The following is a 12,165-nucleotide window of genomic DNA, read 5'->3' on the forward strand; positions in this document are numbered from 1 at the left end:
TGTTCCATCGGCCTCGGAGAGATTTCGAGAGGTTACCAGAAACGGGGCGAAATTGGGACCGCGGCACGGCAGGACCGGCTCAAGCGCTCTCGCGGTTCCTGAACCATTGCACCAGGAAATCGACGAAGACACGGACCTTGGCCGGCAGATAGCGGCGGTGCGGGTAGACGGCGAAAATGCCGCTGCCCGACTGGATGCGGTCGTCGAGCAAGGACACCAGCAGCCCGGATGCGAGGTCGGGCGCGGCGATGAAATCCGGCAGGATGGTGAAGCCCAGACCGGACACGGCGGCGGCTCGCGCGGCCATCGGGCTGTTGACCTCGATCGGACCCGATACGTTGACACTGACTGACTCCTCGCCATCGCCCCTGAAGCGCCAGTTGGCGAGCGAGCGGCCATTGGTGTCGACGATGCAGGGCAAGTTGGCGAGATCCTGCGGGCGCGTCGGCTTGCCGTGCTTGGCGATCAGCTCCGGCGAGGCGCAAAGCTTGATCGAAAACGGCCCCAGGCGGCGGGCGATCAGCGATGAGTTCTCCAGGCGCGAGATGCGCACGGCAAGATCGAAACCTTCCTCGACCAGATCGACAAAACGGTCGTCGAGATGGATGTCGAGCACGATGTCGGGATGCTGTTTGGCGAAGTCGATGAGCGACTGGCCAATCGGCGCATCGGCGAAGGTGCGCGCCGCCGACAGCTTGATCCTGCCGCGCACGTCGCCGGAGGATTCGCGCACGGCGTCGGCCAGGCTGTCGACCTCGCGCACGATTTCCGAAGCGCGGCTGTAATAGGTATGGCCGGCCTCGGTCAACGAGAACTGCCGCGTGGTGCGGTTGAGCAGCAGCGCGCCGAGTTCGTCCTCGAGTTCGCGCACATATTTCGACAGCAGCGCCTTGGAGCGACCGATCTTGCGCGCGGCCGCCGAAAAGCCTTCGGCCTCGACGACGTCGATGAAGGCGCGCATGCGGGTCAGTGTATCCATCATCAGGCCTTTCGTGCCGCATCGAGAATTCGCCGGCCGAGCCGTATCAGGGCAATGTCGCTGCCGGGAGGGCCGAGCAGCGAGAGGCCGAAAGGGGCACCGTCAACCGAGCCCAGCGGCAGGGTGATTTGCGGGAAGCCTGAAAGACCCGAAAGGCACAAAAGATGCAAGGCCCTTTCGCGGTAGGCCTGGAGCTGCTGCGGCTCGCTTTTGACCAGAGGTGCGGGGCCTGGAACGGTGGGCAGGACAAGAAACCCGTCCTGGCCGAGCAGCGCGGCTAGCTCGGAGCGGAACGTCAAGCGGCGCACCGCCTCGGCCCGCGCGGTCTTTTCGTCGATTGTCCGGCCGAAACCAAAGCGCTCCTCGACGCCCGGCCCGAGATCGCGCTCGCCCGAAATGATCCAGGCGCCATGCTGCTGCCAGGCCTCGGCGGCCTGGAGGCGGCGAAAGCACCAGTAGAGCTCGTCGGGGAAGGAGGCGAAGCTGTATTCCACCGGCGCCGGCTCGCCGACAAGGCCGGCCGCCAGCGCTCTCATCCCGGCGTATTCGGCTGCCTCGGCCGGGCCGGCGACGAAGGCGTCCAGCCAGCGGATCGACAGCGGCCGGTTGAGCGGATGCTGGTGCGGGTCGCGGCCAAGCAGCAATTTGCCGATCGTCTCATAGGTTTCGATGTCGTCGGCGAACCAGCCGAATGTGTCGAAGCTCGGCGCCAGCTTCATCGTGCCTTCGAGCGAAATGCGGCCATGCGTGGTGCGCAGCCCGATCAATCCGCAAAAGCTCGCCGGGGCGCGGATCGAGCCGCCGGTGTCGGAGCCGGTGGCGATGTCGGCAAGCTTGCCGGCCACCGCCGCGGCCGATCCGGAGGACGAGCCGCCGGTGACGCGGTCGGGGGCAGCCGGGTTCACCGGAAACGGAAAATGCGCGTTCTGGCCCATCAGCGAGAAGGCGAACTCGTCGGTCTGCGTCTTGCCGATGAAGCGCGCGCCGGCGTCGAGAATCACCTGCACGGCCGGTGCCGTGCTGGACGCGGCATGCGCCTCGTCGAACTTCACCGGATTGCCGCAACCGGTGCGGTAGCCGGCGACGTCGTAAATGTCCTTTACCGCCAGCCTGAGCCCTGCCAGCGGGCCCAGTTCCGCATTGGCCACCGGCATGCGACGAAGGTCGAGGAAGGCGTTGAGCGGGCCGTGCGTGCCTGTCATCGTTCGATATCCGTATACGGTTGGCGAAGCATTGTTCGATGGCAGGAATTTTACAACCTGGGATACGATTTTTATTGATTGTGAAATCTTTCGACCCTATATCGCGCTTGCCCAAAGTCGCACGTGCCTGTGGGTGTCCGCCGATCCTCGAATGGTGAGGGAAATCGGTAAGGTAACTGGAGCTAACCCCTCCAGTCGGTCTAGCGGCCAACCGCCAGCCCGAGGACACCTTGAAGCAACGACGGTGCGGGCCTTTCTGGTGTTCTGCCGGTCGTCCAAAGACCGGGGTTACTGAAGAGGCACACCTTCATTGCCGGCAGTGCGGACGGGTCTCCCATCCAAGCCAAGGCAGACAAAGCGAACCGAGGCCGGGCAAGGCCAAGGTTCACCGCCGCGAGACGGCGTTTCATGGTTCCGGGGTCTCCACCGGCTGGTTCCATGAATTTCCGTCCCGCCTTTGTTTGACCGCGCGTCGCGAGGCCGAGAGCCCGCGTCCGCAGCCTTATTGCGCGCCGCAAGGCGTTAATGGAGAGACCCCGATGGCCACCCAGCGCATCCTCGACTTCCTCGCCACCCGACGTCCGTCCGGCCCCTGCCTCGTCGTCGACCTCGATGTCGTGCGCGACAATTTTCGCGCCTTCGAAAAGGCGCTGCCCGATTCCCGGATCTACTATGCGGTGAAAGCAAATCCGGCGCCGGAAATCCTGCGCCTGCTTGCTGCGATGGGCTCGTCCTTCGACACCGCTTCCGTTGCCGAGGTCGAGATGGCGATGGACGCCGGTGCGCCGGCGGACCGTATCTCCTTCGGCAACACCATCAAGAAGGAGCGTGACATTGCACGCGCCTACCAGCTCGGCATTCGGCTGTTTGCCGTCGATTGCGTCGAGGAAGTCGACAAGATCGCCCGCGTCGCTCCCGGCGCCCGCGTGTTCTGCCGCGTGCTGACCGACGGCGAAGGCGCCGAGTGGCCGCTGTCGCGCAAGTTCGGCTGCGTGCCGGCGATGGCCGTCGACGTGCTGCGCCATGCCAGGACGCTCGGCCTCGACGCCTATGGCGTGTCGTTCCATGTCGGCTCGCAGCAGACCGACCTGACGGCGTGGGACCGTGCGCTGGCCGACGCCAAGAAGGTGTTCGCCACGCTCGCCGATGAAGGCATCGTCCTCAAGATGGTCAATATGGGCGGCGGTTTCCCGACGCGCTATCTGCGTGACGTGCCGGCGGCCCAGGCCTATGGCCAGGCCATCTTCTCGGCGCTGCGCAAGCATTTCGGCAATGCGATCCCTGAGACCATCATCGAGCCGGGTCGCGGCATGGTCGGCAATGCCGGCGTCATCAAGTCGGAAGTCGTGCTGATCTCGAAGAAGGCCGAAAACGACAATGTGCGCTGGGTGTTCCTCGACATCGGCAAGTTCGGCGGTCTGGCCGAGACGATGGACGAGGCGATCCGCTATCCGATCGTCACCCGCCATGACGGTTCGGAGACCGCACCTTGCGTGCTCGCCGGCCCGACCTGCGATTCGGCCGACGTGATGTACGAGAAGACGCCGTATCCGCTGCCTCTGTCGCTGACCATCGGCGACGATGTGCTGATCGAAGGCACCGGCGCCTACACGACCACCTACTCGGCGGTCGCCTTCAACGGCTTCGAGCCTCTCCGATCCTACGTGATCTGACGGCTTCGGCCTTCAGATCACCCCAGGCGGACGTTTGCGTCCGCCCGGGTTCGCCTGTGGAACAAGCTCCGCTCGTGAAGGATCGCGGAAATGGACATTGTAAATTACATTGACGGCATTGGATTCTCCCCCCTTGAGCGGGAGATGGCCGGCGCCATTCCCATCGTCGCCGAAACTGCGGCAGACATTGCATCGCGTGAAGCGTTGCTCGATCGCGCCATGGGGCCGATGCGGCGCAAGAAATCGTCGGAGAAGCTGCGGCGTGGCCGCCGGCCTTCCGAAGGTCTCGCTTTTGTCGTGCGGGATGCCGCCGGCGCGGTTGCCGGCACGGTGCGGCTGTGGGACGTACGTCTGGGCGAGGGCGGCACGGGAGCACTTCTGCTCGGACCGCTCGCCGTCGATCCGGCGCTGAAGAACGCCGGCATCGGCTCGGCGCTGATGCGCCATGCTTTGGCCGAGGCCGCGCGTCTCGGCCATGCCGCGGTGCTGCTGGTCGGCGATGCGCCTTATTACGGTCGCTTCGGCTTTTCGGCGGAGAAGACCGGCGCGCTAGCCATGCCTGGTCCGTACGAGCGGCACCGCCTGCTCGCGCTGGAACTGATCGATGGTGCGCTCGACGGCGCGCATGGCACGCTGAAGGCTGCAGGTCGCAAGCTCAAGACACAGAGGCTCTCGCTGGCCGCCTGATTGGTCAAAAACAAACGCCGCCGGTCCTTTGCATTTCAGCGAGGGCGGCGTTTTGTTTTTGCGAAGGGCTCAGCCGATCAGCTGGCTGAGCGCCATGGCGACCGACATATCGCCTTCGACCTTTATCTTGCCGGACATGAACGCCATGGTCGGATTGAGGTCGCCGGCGATCAGCGAATCCAGATCGTCGAGCGACAGCTTGATGGTGCAGTCGGTCGGCGCATCGGTGTTTGAGACGGTTGCGCCGTCGATGACGATGACGCCGTTGCTGCCGGTATCGAACTTCACGGAATGTTCGAACCCGGCGCTCGCCACGCGCGACCTCATCTTCTCGGCAATGTCCTGAACGCTCATGACTGTTCTCCTGGTCTCGTTGCGTTTTGCCGCGCTTCAGTGACCGGCCTCCGCCGAAGTCGCTGTCTCGCGCGTACCGCGATCCTGGTCGCTTGGCGCATATAGCTTCGAGTTGACGTAAACGTCAACGCGCGATGCGTCATCTCGTTTCAGTCGGAAGGAATGCGGCAGAGAACATTCACCCTGCGACGAAGGTTAGTGTTCAGCAGCGGGCTTCGCCGCCTCGGCCTGGGCCGATTCCGCCGGGGCCGGTTCGGTCGGCGTGGCCGGATCCTTGCGGCGGCGCATGGCGTTGTCGCGGATTTCGTCCTTGGTCAGGAAGTTGACCTGGTCGATCAGCACTTCATGCACCAGGTCGGCGCCGACGCGAGCGTTGACGGTGTCGCGTATGGCCTTGCGGAAGGCATCGAGATCGATGGTTTCCTTCTTGGTGAAGTCGATCTGAGGATTGGAGTAGAGATAGGAATAGACCTGATCGGTCATCAGCGCTTCGGCCGGGATCGACATCTTCTTTATCTCGGCCGGCTCGACCGTGTAGACGAGCTTGGTGAGGAAATAGCCGTCGATCTTGGAATCGCGGATCAGCGGCACCGAGATGATGTCGGTCTTGACGTAGTCGAGGCCACCCAGCATCGGTTTCGGCGTCTCGCCGACGCCGCGCTCACCGGCCGCCTGGAACGAATAGAACACCGCGCCAAGCGTGGCGGCGCAGATCCAGATCGCGGCGGCGATGAATTTGATCACCGGTTGTTCCCGCCTGTTGCCGAGATCATCAGCTCGCCCAACCGAATTCGCCGGCCGAGTATGTGCCGTCGGCTTCGGCGCGCTGAATGGCGTTCTTCAACAGCGTGGCGACTTCGTTGACCGCGTTGAGGTGGGCGAGGATTGCAGCCTCGTTTTTCGCGAGCTTCTGGCGCAGCCGCGCCAGACTGTCGCGATGCTGTTCCAGGAATTCGATCTCGTTGGCGCCCTTCATGGCGCGGGTCAGCTCATAGAGGTAGCGGCTCTTGCGGGCGTTGGAGGCCTTGAGGTCATAGCTGGTGTCGTTCTTCAAACCGGCCGTCTCTTCCTCGACCGCTTCCTCGATGCGGCCGATGATGGCGGCAAGGTTGCCCGGCCGTGCAAACGGGATCGGCGCTTCGGACGTACGCGCCGGCAGGTTGGAAGAGTATTTTGAAAAATCGGCCATTGAAAATCCTGGTCTAGATCTTGATTTCGGTTTTGATGGTCGTCTCGTCGCCGGTCATCGACCGTGCGGCCTTGCGCTGCAATTCCTCGACCAGCGAGGTGGACAGCCGGGTCTGCTGGTCGATCTCGGTCTTGTGCGGCCCGGTTGACACCGGGCCGATCGGCACGGTGCGCTTGCCGTCCTTGTAGTGGTCGGCGAGCAGCGATTTGGCGATGCCGATCCCGCCGCGCTCGGCCATGACGTCGGCGACACGCTCGGCAAGCTGCGATTTCCACATGTCGCCGGCCAACCCCTTGCCGTAGACGCCCTCGGTGTCCTTGGGCAGCATGTTCTGGATGAAGGTCTGCAAGACCATGGCCTCGAACTTCTTGAATTTTCCCGCGGGATCGGCGCCTGCCGCGGCCTTGTCGGCCGTGGCACGCGACAAGATCGAGCCGGTATCCACCGAAGCCGCCATGTCGACCAAAAAGGCGCCGCCAACGCCGTTGGCCCGCTTGGCCAGCGCGGCACGGGCAGCCTCGATATCCGTCGGGTCGACGGCTCGGGCAACATCGAGAACGATGTCGCTGGGTGGAGAAATCGCCAAGAAAGTCCGCCTCTTTGCCGGGTTTCCTGAGCGACCATGCCGCAGCAAGCTTGTGGCAGGCTTGCCGGCTCGAAATCCTTCGCCGGATGCTAGGCATTGCTATCAGCAGCGGCAACTCCGGCTGGGTCGATGCGATCTGGTCGTTTGCGGTGGGCGCTGCCGGCGTCGCCATGGTCAGATCGTAGGTGGCGTAGGCGCAGAGGCCGAACACGGCGCCGTACACCCAATACAGCCCGCCGCACGGAACGAAACCGAACGCCGTCCGCAAGTGACGCGGCTTTAACTTTCGATTATTCCTGCCCGCGCCTCTGCGCGATCAGATCGAGCCGGTCGCGGTCGGAGCGTTCGCGTTCGTCCTGTCGGCGCACGTCCTTGTAGGCGCGCTCGACCATGTTGGTGCGCGCCGTCGCAGTGGCGATGAGCGTGACCTCCTGCCTGGCGCTTTCCAAGCTCGCTTCCTGCCGGACCAGCGCATTGGCGATGCGGCGATGGTAGAGATCAGGGAACAGCACCGCCATCGACTGGTCGGCGTCGAAATGCTGGACAAGTTCCCTGGCCTCGGTTTCGGCGGTTGCCGCTGCCGCCAGGAAGGCCGCATGGCGCGTCTCGTGCAGGGCCTTCAGCTGCTCCTGCACCTTGACCAGTTTCTTCAGCCGTTCCTTGCGCGTGCTCATCTCACCTCGCCAGCGTCAGATCGACAAAGCCGTCGACGAACAGCGACAGCATGGTGCCGATGGCGAAGTAGAAGATGATCATGCCGCCGGCGATGACGAAAGGCAGTGAGATGAAGTAGACCGGAATCTGCGGCGTCAGCTTGTTGACGAAGCCGATCGTCAAATTGACCAGGATGGCATAGGCGATGAACGGGCTGCCGAGCCGGATGACCAGGAAGAAGGCGTCCGACACCGTGTCGGTGAGATCGACCAGGGCGGCCTGCGGATTGAAGAAGACGTTGACCGGCGCCACCGTGTAGGAGGCGACCAGAGCGCGGATGATCTCGTGGTCGAAATCGAAGACGAAGAGCAGCAGCAACGCTGAAAACGAGATGATGGCGGCGAGGGCCGCCTGCGGCTCTGGCTCCTCGATGGCGGGGCCGCCGGTGCCGCCATAGCCGATCAGCATGGCGATGGCCGAACCTATGAAGCGCAGCGCCTCCATGTAGAGCCTCGTCATCGCGCCGATCAGCCCGCCGACCAAAAGTTCGGAGATGATCATCGGTGTCAGCACCTGCGGACGCGCATCGACGAAGGGAAAGATCTTGTCCCACAGGAAGGCGAGCAGGCCACCGGTGGCGGCGATCGACACGAACAGCCGGACCTGGACCGGCACGCGGGCGCTGGACAGACCCGGCACCAGCATGAAGCAGGCGCCGATGCGACAGAAGGCGAGGAAGGCGGCGATGACGACGCCTTGCGACAGGATGTTCACGAGATCGTCCCGAGCACCTTGATCTCGACGCCCTTGGCGATTTCGACATGGGAGAGAACGGGAAGCGTCGTGAACAGGCGCTCGATGATCATGCGCACATAAGGCCGCGCATCGGGCGCGGTGACGAGGACAAAACGCTCGCCGGCCTCGAGATGCTTGCGGATCGCCTTGGTCGCGTCCTGGCCGAATTCCTCCAGCTGGCGCGGGTCGATGTCGAACTCGCGCACCTCGCCCTTGGCGTCGCGCTTGAGGCTCTGGTGGAAGGCGAGGTCCCAGCGGTTGCCGAGCCGCAGCACCTTGAGCATGCCGCCTTCGGAGAGATCGCCGCAGATCTGCTGGGCCATGCGGATGCGGACATGCTCGACGATCTGCTCGGTGCGGCGCACATGCGGCGCGATCTCGGCGATAGCCTCGATGATCAAATGCAGGTTGCGGATCGATACGCGTTCGGCCAGCAGCAGTTTCAGCACCGCCTGCAGGCCGGGGTAGGAGATGTGCGAGGTGCATATCTCGTCGGCCAGCTTGCGGTATTCCGGATCCTGGCGCTCGAGCAGCGCCTTCATGTCCTTGTAGGACAGAAGCTGCGGCAGGTTGTTGCGGATCACCTCGGACAAATGGGTGAGCAGCACCGACATGTTGTCGGCAAAGGTATAGTTCTCGCGCTTCAGATCCTCGGCGAAGGTTTCCAGCACCGAGAAGGCGCGCATGCCGAAGGCCGGCTCGCGGATTTCCTCGCCGGGAACGTCGGGCAAATCCCGGTTCCCCAGCAGCACCATGATCTCGCCGACGCGCATCTGATATTCGGCGACGACGGTGCCGTGGACCTTGATCTGATAGCTTTTCGGCGGGATGCCGAAATCGTCGGCGACGCGCACTTCCGGCACGACGAAGCCGTATTGCGTGGCAAATTTCTTGCGCATCTTGGCCATGCGGAACACCAGTTCCTGATGCGACACCAGCAGCCGCGTCGACAGCTGCTTGCCGATCAGAAGCTCGATCTCGGCGGTGGTCAGCGAAGCCTTGACCGAGTTCTTCTCTTCCTCGACTTTGTTCGCCTTCTCCAGATCCTTGATCGCTTCGGCGGCGGCAGCCTCGCGGTTGGCGCGCATCGGGATGACGTAGCCAAGACCGGCCATGCCTGCAGCCAGCGTGAAGAACGGGAAGAACGGCAGGCCGGGCATCAGGCCGAGCAGGACGAGCAGCGAGGCCGCGACATAGAGCGCGCGCGGATGCGCGCCGAGCTGGCCGAACACCGCCTGGTTGGTCGAGCCGCGCGTGCCGCCCTTGGACACCAGCAGGCCGGCGGCGAGCGAAACGATAAGCGCCGGGATCTGGGTGACCAGGCCGTCGCCGACCGACAGCTTGATGAAGACATCGGCGGCTTCGCCCATGCCCATGCCGTGCCTGATGTAGCCGATGGCGATGCCGCCGACGATGTTGATGGCGGTGATGATGAGGCCGGCAATGGCATCGCCGCGCACGAATTTCGAGGCGCCGTCCATCGAGCCGAAGAAGGACGATTCTTCCTCGAGTTCTCTGCGGCGCAGTTGCGCTGTCTTGTCGTCGATCATGCCGGCGGACAGGTCGGCGTCGATCGACATCTGCTTGCCGGGGATAGCGTCGAGGGTAAAGCGGGCGCCGACTTCGGCAATACGGGTGGCGCCCTTGGTGATGACGATGAAGTTGACTACGATCAGGATCATGAAGACGATCAGGCCGATGACGAAATCGCTGGCCATCACCAGTTTGGAGAAGCCGGCGATGACATAGCCGGCGGCGTGCGTGCCCTCATTGCCATGCGACAGGATCATGCGCGTGGTGGCGATGTTGAGCGACAGCCGCAACATGGTGGCGATGAGCAGCACGGTCGGGAAGGACGAGAAATCGAGCGGCCGCTGGATCCACAGCGCCACCATCAGGATCAGCACCGACAATGCGATCGAGAAGGCGAGGCCGATGTCGATGAGGAAGGCCGGGATCGGGAGGAACAGCACGGCCAGGATGATGACGATGCCGATGGCGAAGAAGACATCGCGGCCGTTCTTGGCCACTGTTCCTGTCGCTAAGCTTTCGCTGACTGCCATGTCGTCCCCAATCACAAGCCTGCCGAGCACGCGACAGCCCTTCGAGCCTAACCGGTCAAGCTTGCGCGAGGGTGGGAGGACTGGTTACTTGCCAGGACGACAGAGGCCTTGAGGAGAGAGATCATGCTGGTGATCATCGGCACCATTCGCCTGCCGGCGCAACGGCTCGACGAGGCAAGGCCGGCCATGCGGCGCATGATACTGGGCAGCCGTGCGGAGCCCGGCTGCATCGAATACTCCTACGCGCAGGACGTGCTCGACGTCGGGCTCATCCATGTAACCGAGGTGTGGAGCGACAGGGCCGCGCTCGACGCGCATTTCCGCTCGCCTCACATCGCCGATTGGCGGGCGAGCTGGGCATCGCTCGGCATAGGCGAGCGCAACCTCATGCTCTATGAGGCCGGCCAGCCGAAGCCGATCTGAGGACCGGGCACAGTCAAGAAGGCGTGGGCCCAAGAAAGTCTAGCAGGCGTTGACCTGTCTGCAGGACCATCCGCTGCCATCGGTATCGTGGCAGTCTTCATAGCTGCCGTAGCAGGTGTTCGTCGAATTGCGATACCAAGGGTAGCCGCCAGGACAGCAAACATCTTGTTGTGCAGTCTGGATAAATTCCTTTGCCGGCCGGCTTTGGTTTTCCGGATTGCCTCCCGCCAAAAAAAGAGACATCGGGTGTGACACAACAGACCTAACCGGCATATCCATGCTTGAATTGCTCACCGCAGACGAGCTCAAAAAAATCATGCCAACAGCTAATGAAAAAAATCCCCGCGCACTCATGTTCTCCTCCTTGAGGGAAATAGAGACGGGCAAAAATAACACAGCTGCGTCGATTGCGTAAGCGATCGCTCATATACCTCGACACGCTCGCGGGGAATTGAAGCGGGGCGGCAAGCCTGACTGCTCCTCAGCGCCAGAATGGCGCCGCAAGCAGCCGGCATTATGTCGGCGTGCTGATCGTCGCCGAACTGCACAGCGATCCGTCCGATGGTGAGACGCCGGTGCTGGCGCCGGCCAAATTCCGGCATGCGGTGCTGGTGCCGACCATGAACGTCCAGTCCACCGCCGAAACCATCCAGCGCGCCGTCGCGGAGGAACTGGCGGTGGTCGAGAATTTCGACAACCGGGCCGTTGTCGGGCTTTTGACCGAGGGCCATCTGATACGGCGCTACGCCGAGGAACTCGACAAGGCGCGGCGCGACCTGTCGGGCGAAGACTAGGCCTCGGCCGGCATCTTAAATGTCCCTACTCGGCGCTTGCCACGTGTACAGTGTCACTGTACAAATTGTTCAGTGGGAGAAAAAGACGGGATGAGCACCGACCAGGCTCCGGTCAAGAATGGCGTCGCCTCGACGGCGACGCATGCCCATCAGATGCTGGGCCAGCGGCTGAAGAGCCTGCGTCTCGGCCGGCGGCTTTCGCTGCGCGAACTCGCCGAGCTGACCGGGACCAGCGCCAGCTTCATCAGCCAGCTCGAGCGCGGCCTGACCGGCGCCAGCACCGCCTCGCTCAACCAGATGGCCTCGGCGCTTGGGGTGAGCGTGGCGATGCTGTTCGAGGATAGTGCCGCCGGGCAGCGCGGGGTCTTGCTGCGCAGCGAGCGGCCGAGCCTGCCGCCCAGCGACGGCTGCCGCAAGATGCTGCTCTCGCGTCCCCCTTTAAGCGACATGGAAGTCTATGTCGGCGAGTTCGAAATCGGCGGCTCGACCGGCCCAGCGCTCTACACCCATGGCGACGCGCACGAGATGCTCGTCGTGCTGCGCGGCATCGTCGAGGTTTCGCTCGGCGATGTCAGGCATGTGCTGGAAGAGGGCGACAGCATCGAATACGCGACATCGACAGCACATCGCTCAGAGAACATCGGCAGTGGCCGAGCCGAGGTGATGTGGATCATTGCGCCACCGACTTCGGTGCGCGCCGAACTCGATCAATACAGGGCCTGGAAACCGCTCGCAGCCAGGTAGGTTCAATCCATGCGGGTCAAAT

15 protein-coding genes are annotated in these 12,165 nt (G+C 63.4%); 5 read left to right on the forward strand and 10 right to left on the reverse strand.

Annotation, left to right across the window (positions count from 1 at the left end; translation table 11 throughout):
• Nucleotides 1–79: 79 nt before the first annotated feature.
• Both NKI32_RS00850 and NKI32_RS00855 read right to left on the reverse strand, forming a co-directional pair.
• Nucleotides 80–979, reverse strand: coding sequence for a LysR family transcriptional regulator (locus NKI32_RS00850; protein ID WP_023686387.1), 900 nt, complete (start codon nt 977–979; stop codon nt 80–82).
• Nucleotides 980–981: 2 nt separating this feature from the next.
• A complete protein-coding gene (locus NKI32_RS00855) occupies nt 982–2,181 on the reverse strand; it encodes an amidase (protein WP_023825417.1) in 1,200 nt (399 codons plus the stop codon).
• Between the two features lie 539 nt (nt 2,182–2,720).
• Here NKI32_RS00855 and odc2 point away from each other — a divergent pair.
• Both odc2 and NKI32_RS00865 read left to right on the forward strand, forming a co-directional pair.
• The gene (gene odc2, locus NKI32_RS00860) at nt 2,721–3,854 is read left to right on the forward strand and encodes an ornithine/lysine decarboxylase (RefSeq protein WP_023671923.1); all 1,134 of its coding nucleotides are present in this window, start codon (nt 2,721–2,723) and stop codon (nt 3,852–3,854) included.
• A 144-nt stretch (nt 3,855–3,998) separates the two neighbouring features.
• Entirely contained in the window at nt 3,999–4,541 is a 543-nt protein-coding gene (locus NKI32_RS00865; RefSeq protein WP_353001750.1) for a GNAT family N-acetyltransferase, read from the forward strand.
• 69 nt (nt 4,542–4,610) lie between these two features.
• Here NKI32_RS00865 and NKI32_RS00870 read toward each other — a convergent pair whose 3' ends face one another.
• From NKI32_RS00870 to flhA, 7 genes are all read right to left on the reverse strand, one after another.
• Entirely contained in the window at nt 4,611–4,895 is a 285-nt protein-coding gene (locus NKI32_RS00870) for an SCP2 sterol-binding domain-containing protein (RefSeq protein WP_023695725.1), read from the reverse strand.
• A 195-nt stretch (nt 4,896–5,090) separates the two neighbouring features.
• Nucleotides 5,091–5,639 (reverse strand): hypothetical protein, encoded by a 549-nt coding sequence (locus NKI32_RS00875; RefSeq protein ID WP_023683275.1) that lies wholly within the window; start codon nt 5,637–5,639, stop codon nt 5,091–5,093.
• Between the two features lie 28 nt (nt 5,640–5,667).
• Complete coding sequence (locus NKI32_RS00880) at nt 5,668–6,084, reverse strand: hypothetical protein (protein ID WP_023671919.1); 417 nt, start codon at nt 6,082–6,084, stop codon at nt 5,668–5,670.
• A 13-nt stretch (nt 6,085–6,097) separates the two neighbouring features.
• Entirely contained in the window at nt 6,098–6,670 is a 573-nt protein-coding gene (locus NKI32_RS00885) for a rod-binding protein (protein ID WP_023747159.1), read from the reverse strand.
• Between the two features lie 290 nt (nt 6,671–6,960).
• The gene (locus NKI32_RS00890) at nt 6,961–7,344 is read right to left on the reverse strand and encodes a hypothetical protein (RefSeq protein WP_023728391.1); all 384 of its coding nucleotides are present in this window, start codon (nt 7,342–7,344) and stop codon (nt 6,961–6,963) included.
• Nucleotide 7,345: 1 nt separating this feature from the next.
• Complete coding sequence (gene fliR / locus NKI32_RS00895) at nt 7,346–8,098, reverse strand: flagellar biosynthetic protein FliR (RefSeq protein ID WP_023683278.1); 753 nt, start codon at nt 8,096–8,098, stop codon at nt 7,346–7,348.
• The gene (flhA, locus tag NKI32_RS00900; RefSeq protein WP_023671908.1) at nt 8,095–10,182 is read right to left on the reverse strand and encodes a flagellar biosynthesis protein FlhA; all 2,088 of its coding nucleotides are present in this window, start codon (nt 10,180–10,182) and stop codon (nt 8,095–8,097) included. The genes fliR and flhA overlap by 4 nt, the downstream gene beginning before the upstream one ends.
• Nucleotides 10,183–10,305: 123 nt before the next feature.
• Between flhA and NKI32_RS00905 the strand changes: the two genes are divergently transcribed.
• Nucleotides 10,306–10,605 (forward strand): putative quinol monooxygenase, encoded by a 300-nt coding sequence (locus NKI32_RS00905; protein ID WP_352666916.1) that lies wholly within the window; start codon nt 10,306–10,308, stop codon nt 10,603–10,605.
• Nucleotides 10,606–10,644: 39 nt separating this feature from the next.
• Here NKI32_RS00905 and NKI32_RS00910 read toward each other — a convergent pair whose 3' ends face one another.
• Entirely contained in the window at nt 10,645–10,959 is a 315-nt protein-coding gene (locus NKI32_RS00910; protein ID WP_352666919.1) for a hypothetical protein, read from the reverse strand.
• A gap of 170 nt (nt 10,960–11,129) precedes the next feature.
• Between NKI32_RS00910 and NKI32_RS00915 the strand changes: the two genes are divergently transcribed.
• Both NKI32_RS00915 and NKI32_RS00920 read left to right on the forward strand, forming a co-directional pair.
• Nucleotides 11,130–11,399 carry a hypothetical protein gene (locus NKI32_RS00915; protein WP_023683280.1) on the forward strand — a complete coding sequence of 90 codons (270 nt, stop codon included), beginning with the start codon at nt 11,130–11,132 and terminating at the stop codon, nt 11,397–11,399.
• A 90-nt stretch (nt 11,400–11,489) separates the two neighbouring features.
• Complete coding sequence (locus tag NKI32_RS00920) at nt 11,490–12,143, forward strand: helix-turn-helix domain-containing protein (protein WP_027049833.1); 654 nt, start codon at nt 11,490–11,492, stop codon at nt 12,141–12,143.
• Nucleotides 12,144–12,165 lie beyond the last annotated feature (22 nt).

It is taken from the genome of Mesorhizobium sp. M0761 (assembly GCF_040320205.1).
In the GTDB taxonomy this organism is placed as follows: Bacteria; Pseudomonadota; Alphaproteobacteria; order Rhizobiales; family Rhizobiaceae; genus Mesorhizobium.

Coding starts and splice junctions, on each gene's coding strand:
- NKI32_RS00850 (WP_023686387.1), bottom strand. CDS start 979: ATGGATACACTGACCCGCATGCGCGCCTTCATCGACGTCGTCGAGGCC.
- NKI32_RS00855 (WP_023825417.1), bottom strand. CDS start 2,181: ATGACAGGCACGCACGGCCCGCTCAACGCCTTCCTCGACCTTCGTCGC.
- odc2 (WP_023671923.1), top strand. CDS start 2,721: ATGGCCACCCAGCGCATCCTCGACTTCCTCGCCACCCGACGTCCGTCC.
- NKI32_RS00865 (WP_353001750.1), top strand. CDS start 3,999: ATGGCCGGCGCCATTCCCATCGTCGCCGAAACTGCGGCAGACATTGCA.
- NKI32_RS00870 (WP_023695725.1), bottom strand. CDS start 4,895: ATGAGCGTTCAGGACATTGCCGAGAAGATGAGGTCGCGCGTGGCGAGC.
- NKI32_RS00880 (WP_023671919.1), bottom strand. CDS start 6,084: ATGGCCGATTTTTCAAAATACTCTTCCAACCTGCCGGCGCGTACGTCC.
- NKI32_RS00890 (WP_023728391.1), bottom strand. CDS start 7,344: ATGAGCACGCGCAAGGAACGGCTGAAGAAACTGGTCAAGGTGCAGGAG.
- flhA (WP_023671908.1), bottom strand. CDS start 10,182: ATGGCAGTCAGCGAAAGCTTAGCGACAGGAACAGTGGCCAAGAACGGC.
- NKI32_RS00905 (WP_352666916.1), top strand. CDS start 10,306: ATGCTGGTGATCATCGGCACCATTCGCCTGCCGGCGCAACGGCTCGAC.
- NKI32_RS00910 (WP_352666919.1), bottom strand. CDS start 10,959: ATGAGTGCGCGGGGATTTTTTTCATTAGCTGTTGGCATGATTTTTTTG.
- NKI32_RS00920 (WP_027049833.1), top strand. CDS start 11,490: ATGAGCACCGACCAGGCTCCGGTCAAGAATGGCGTCGCCTCGACGGCG.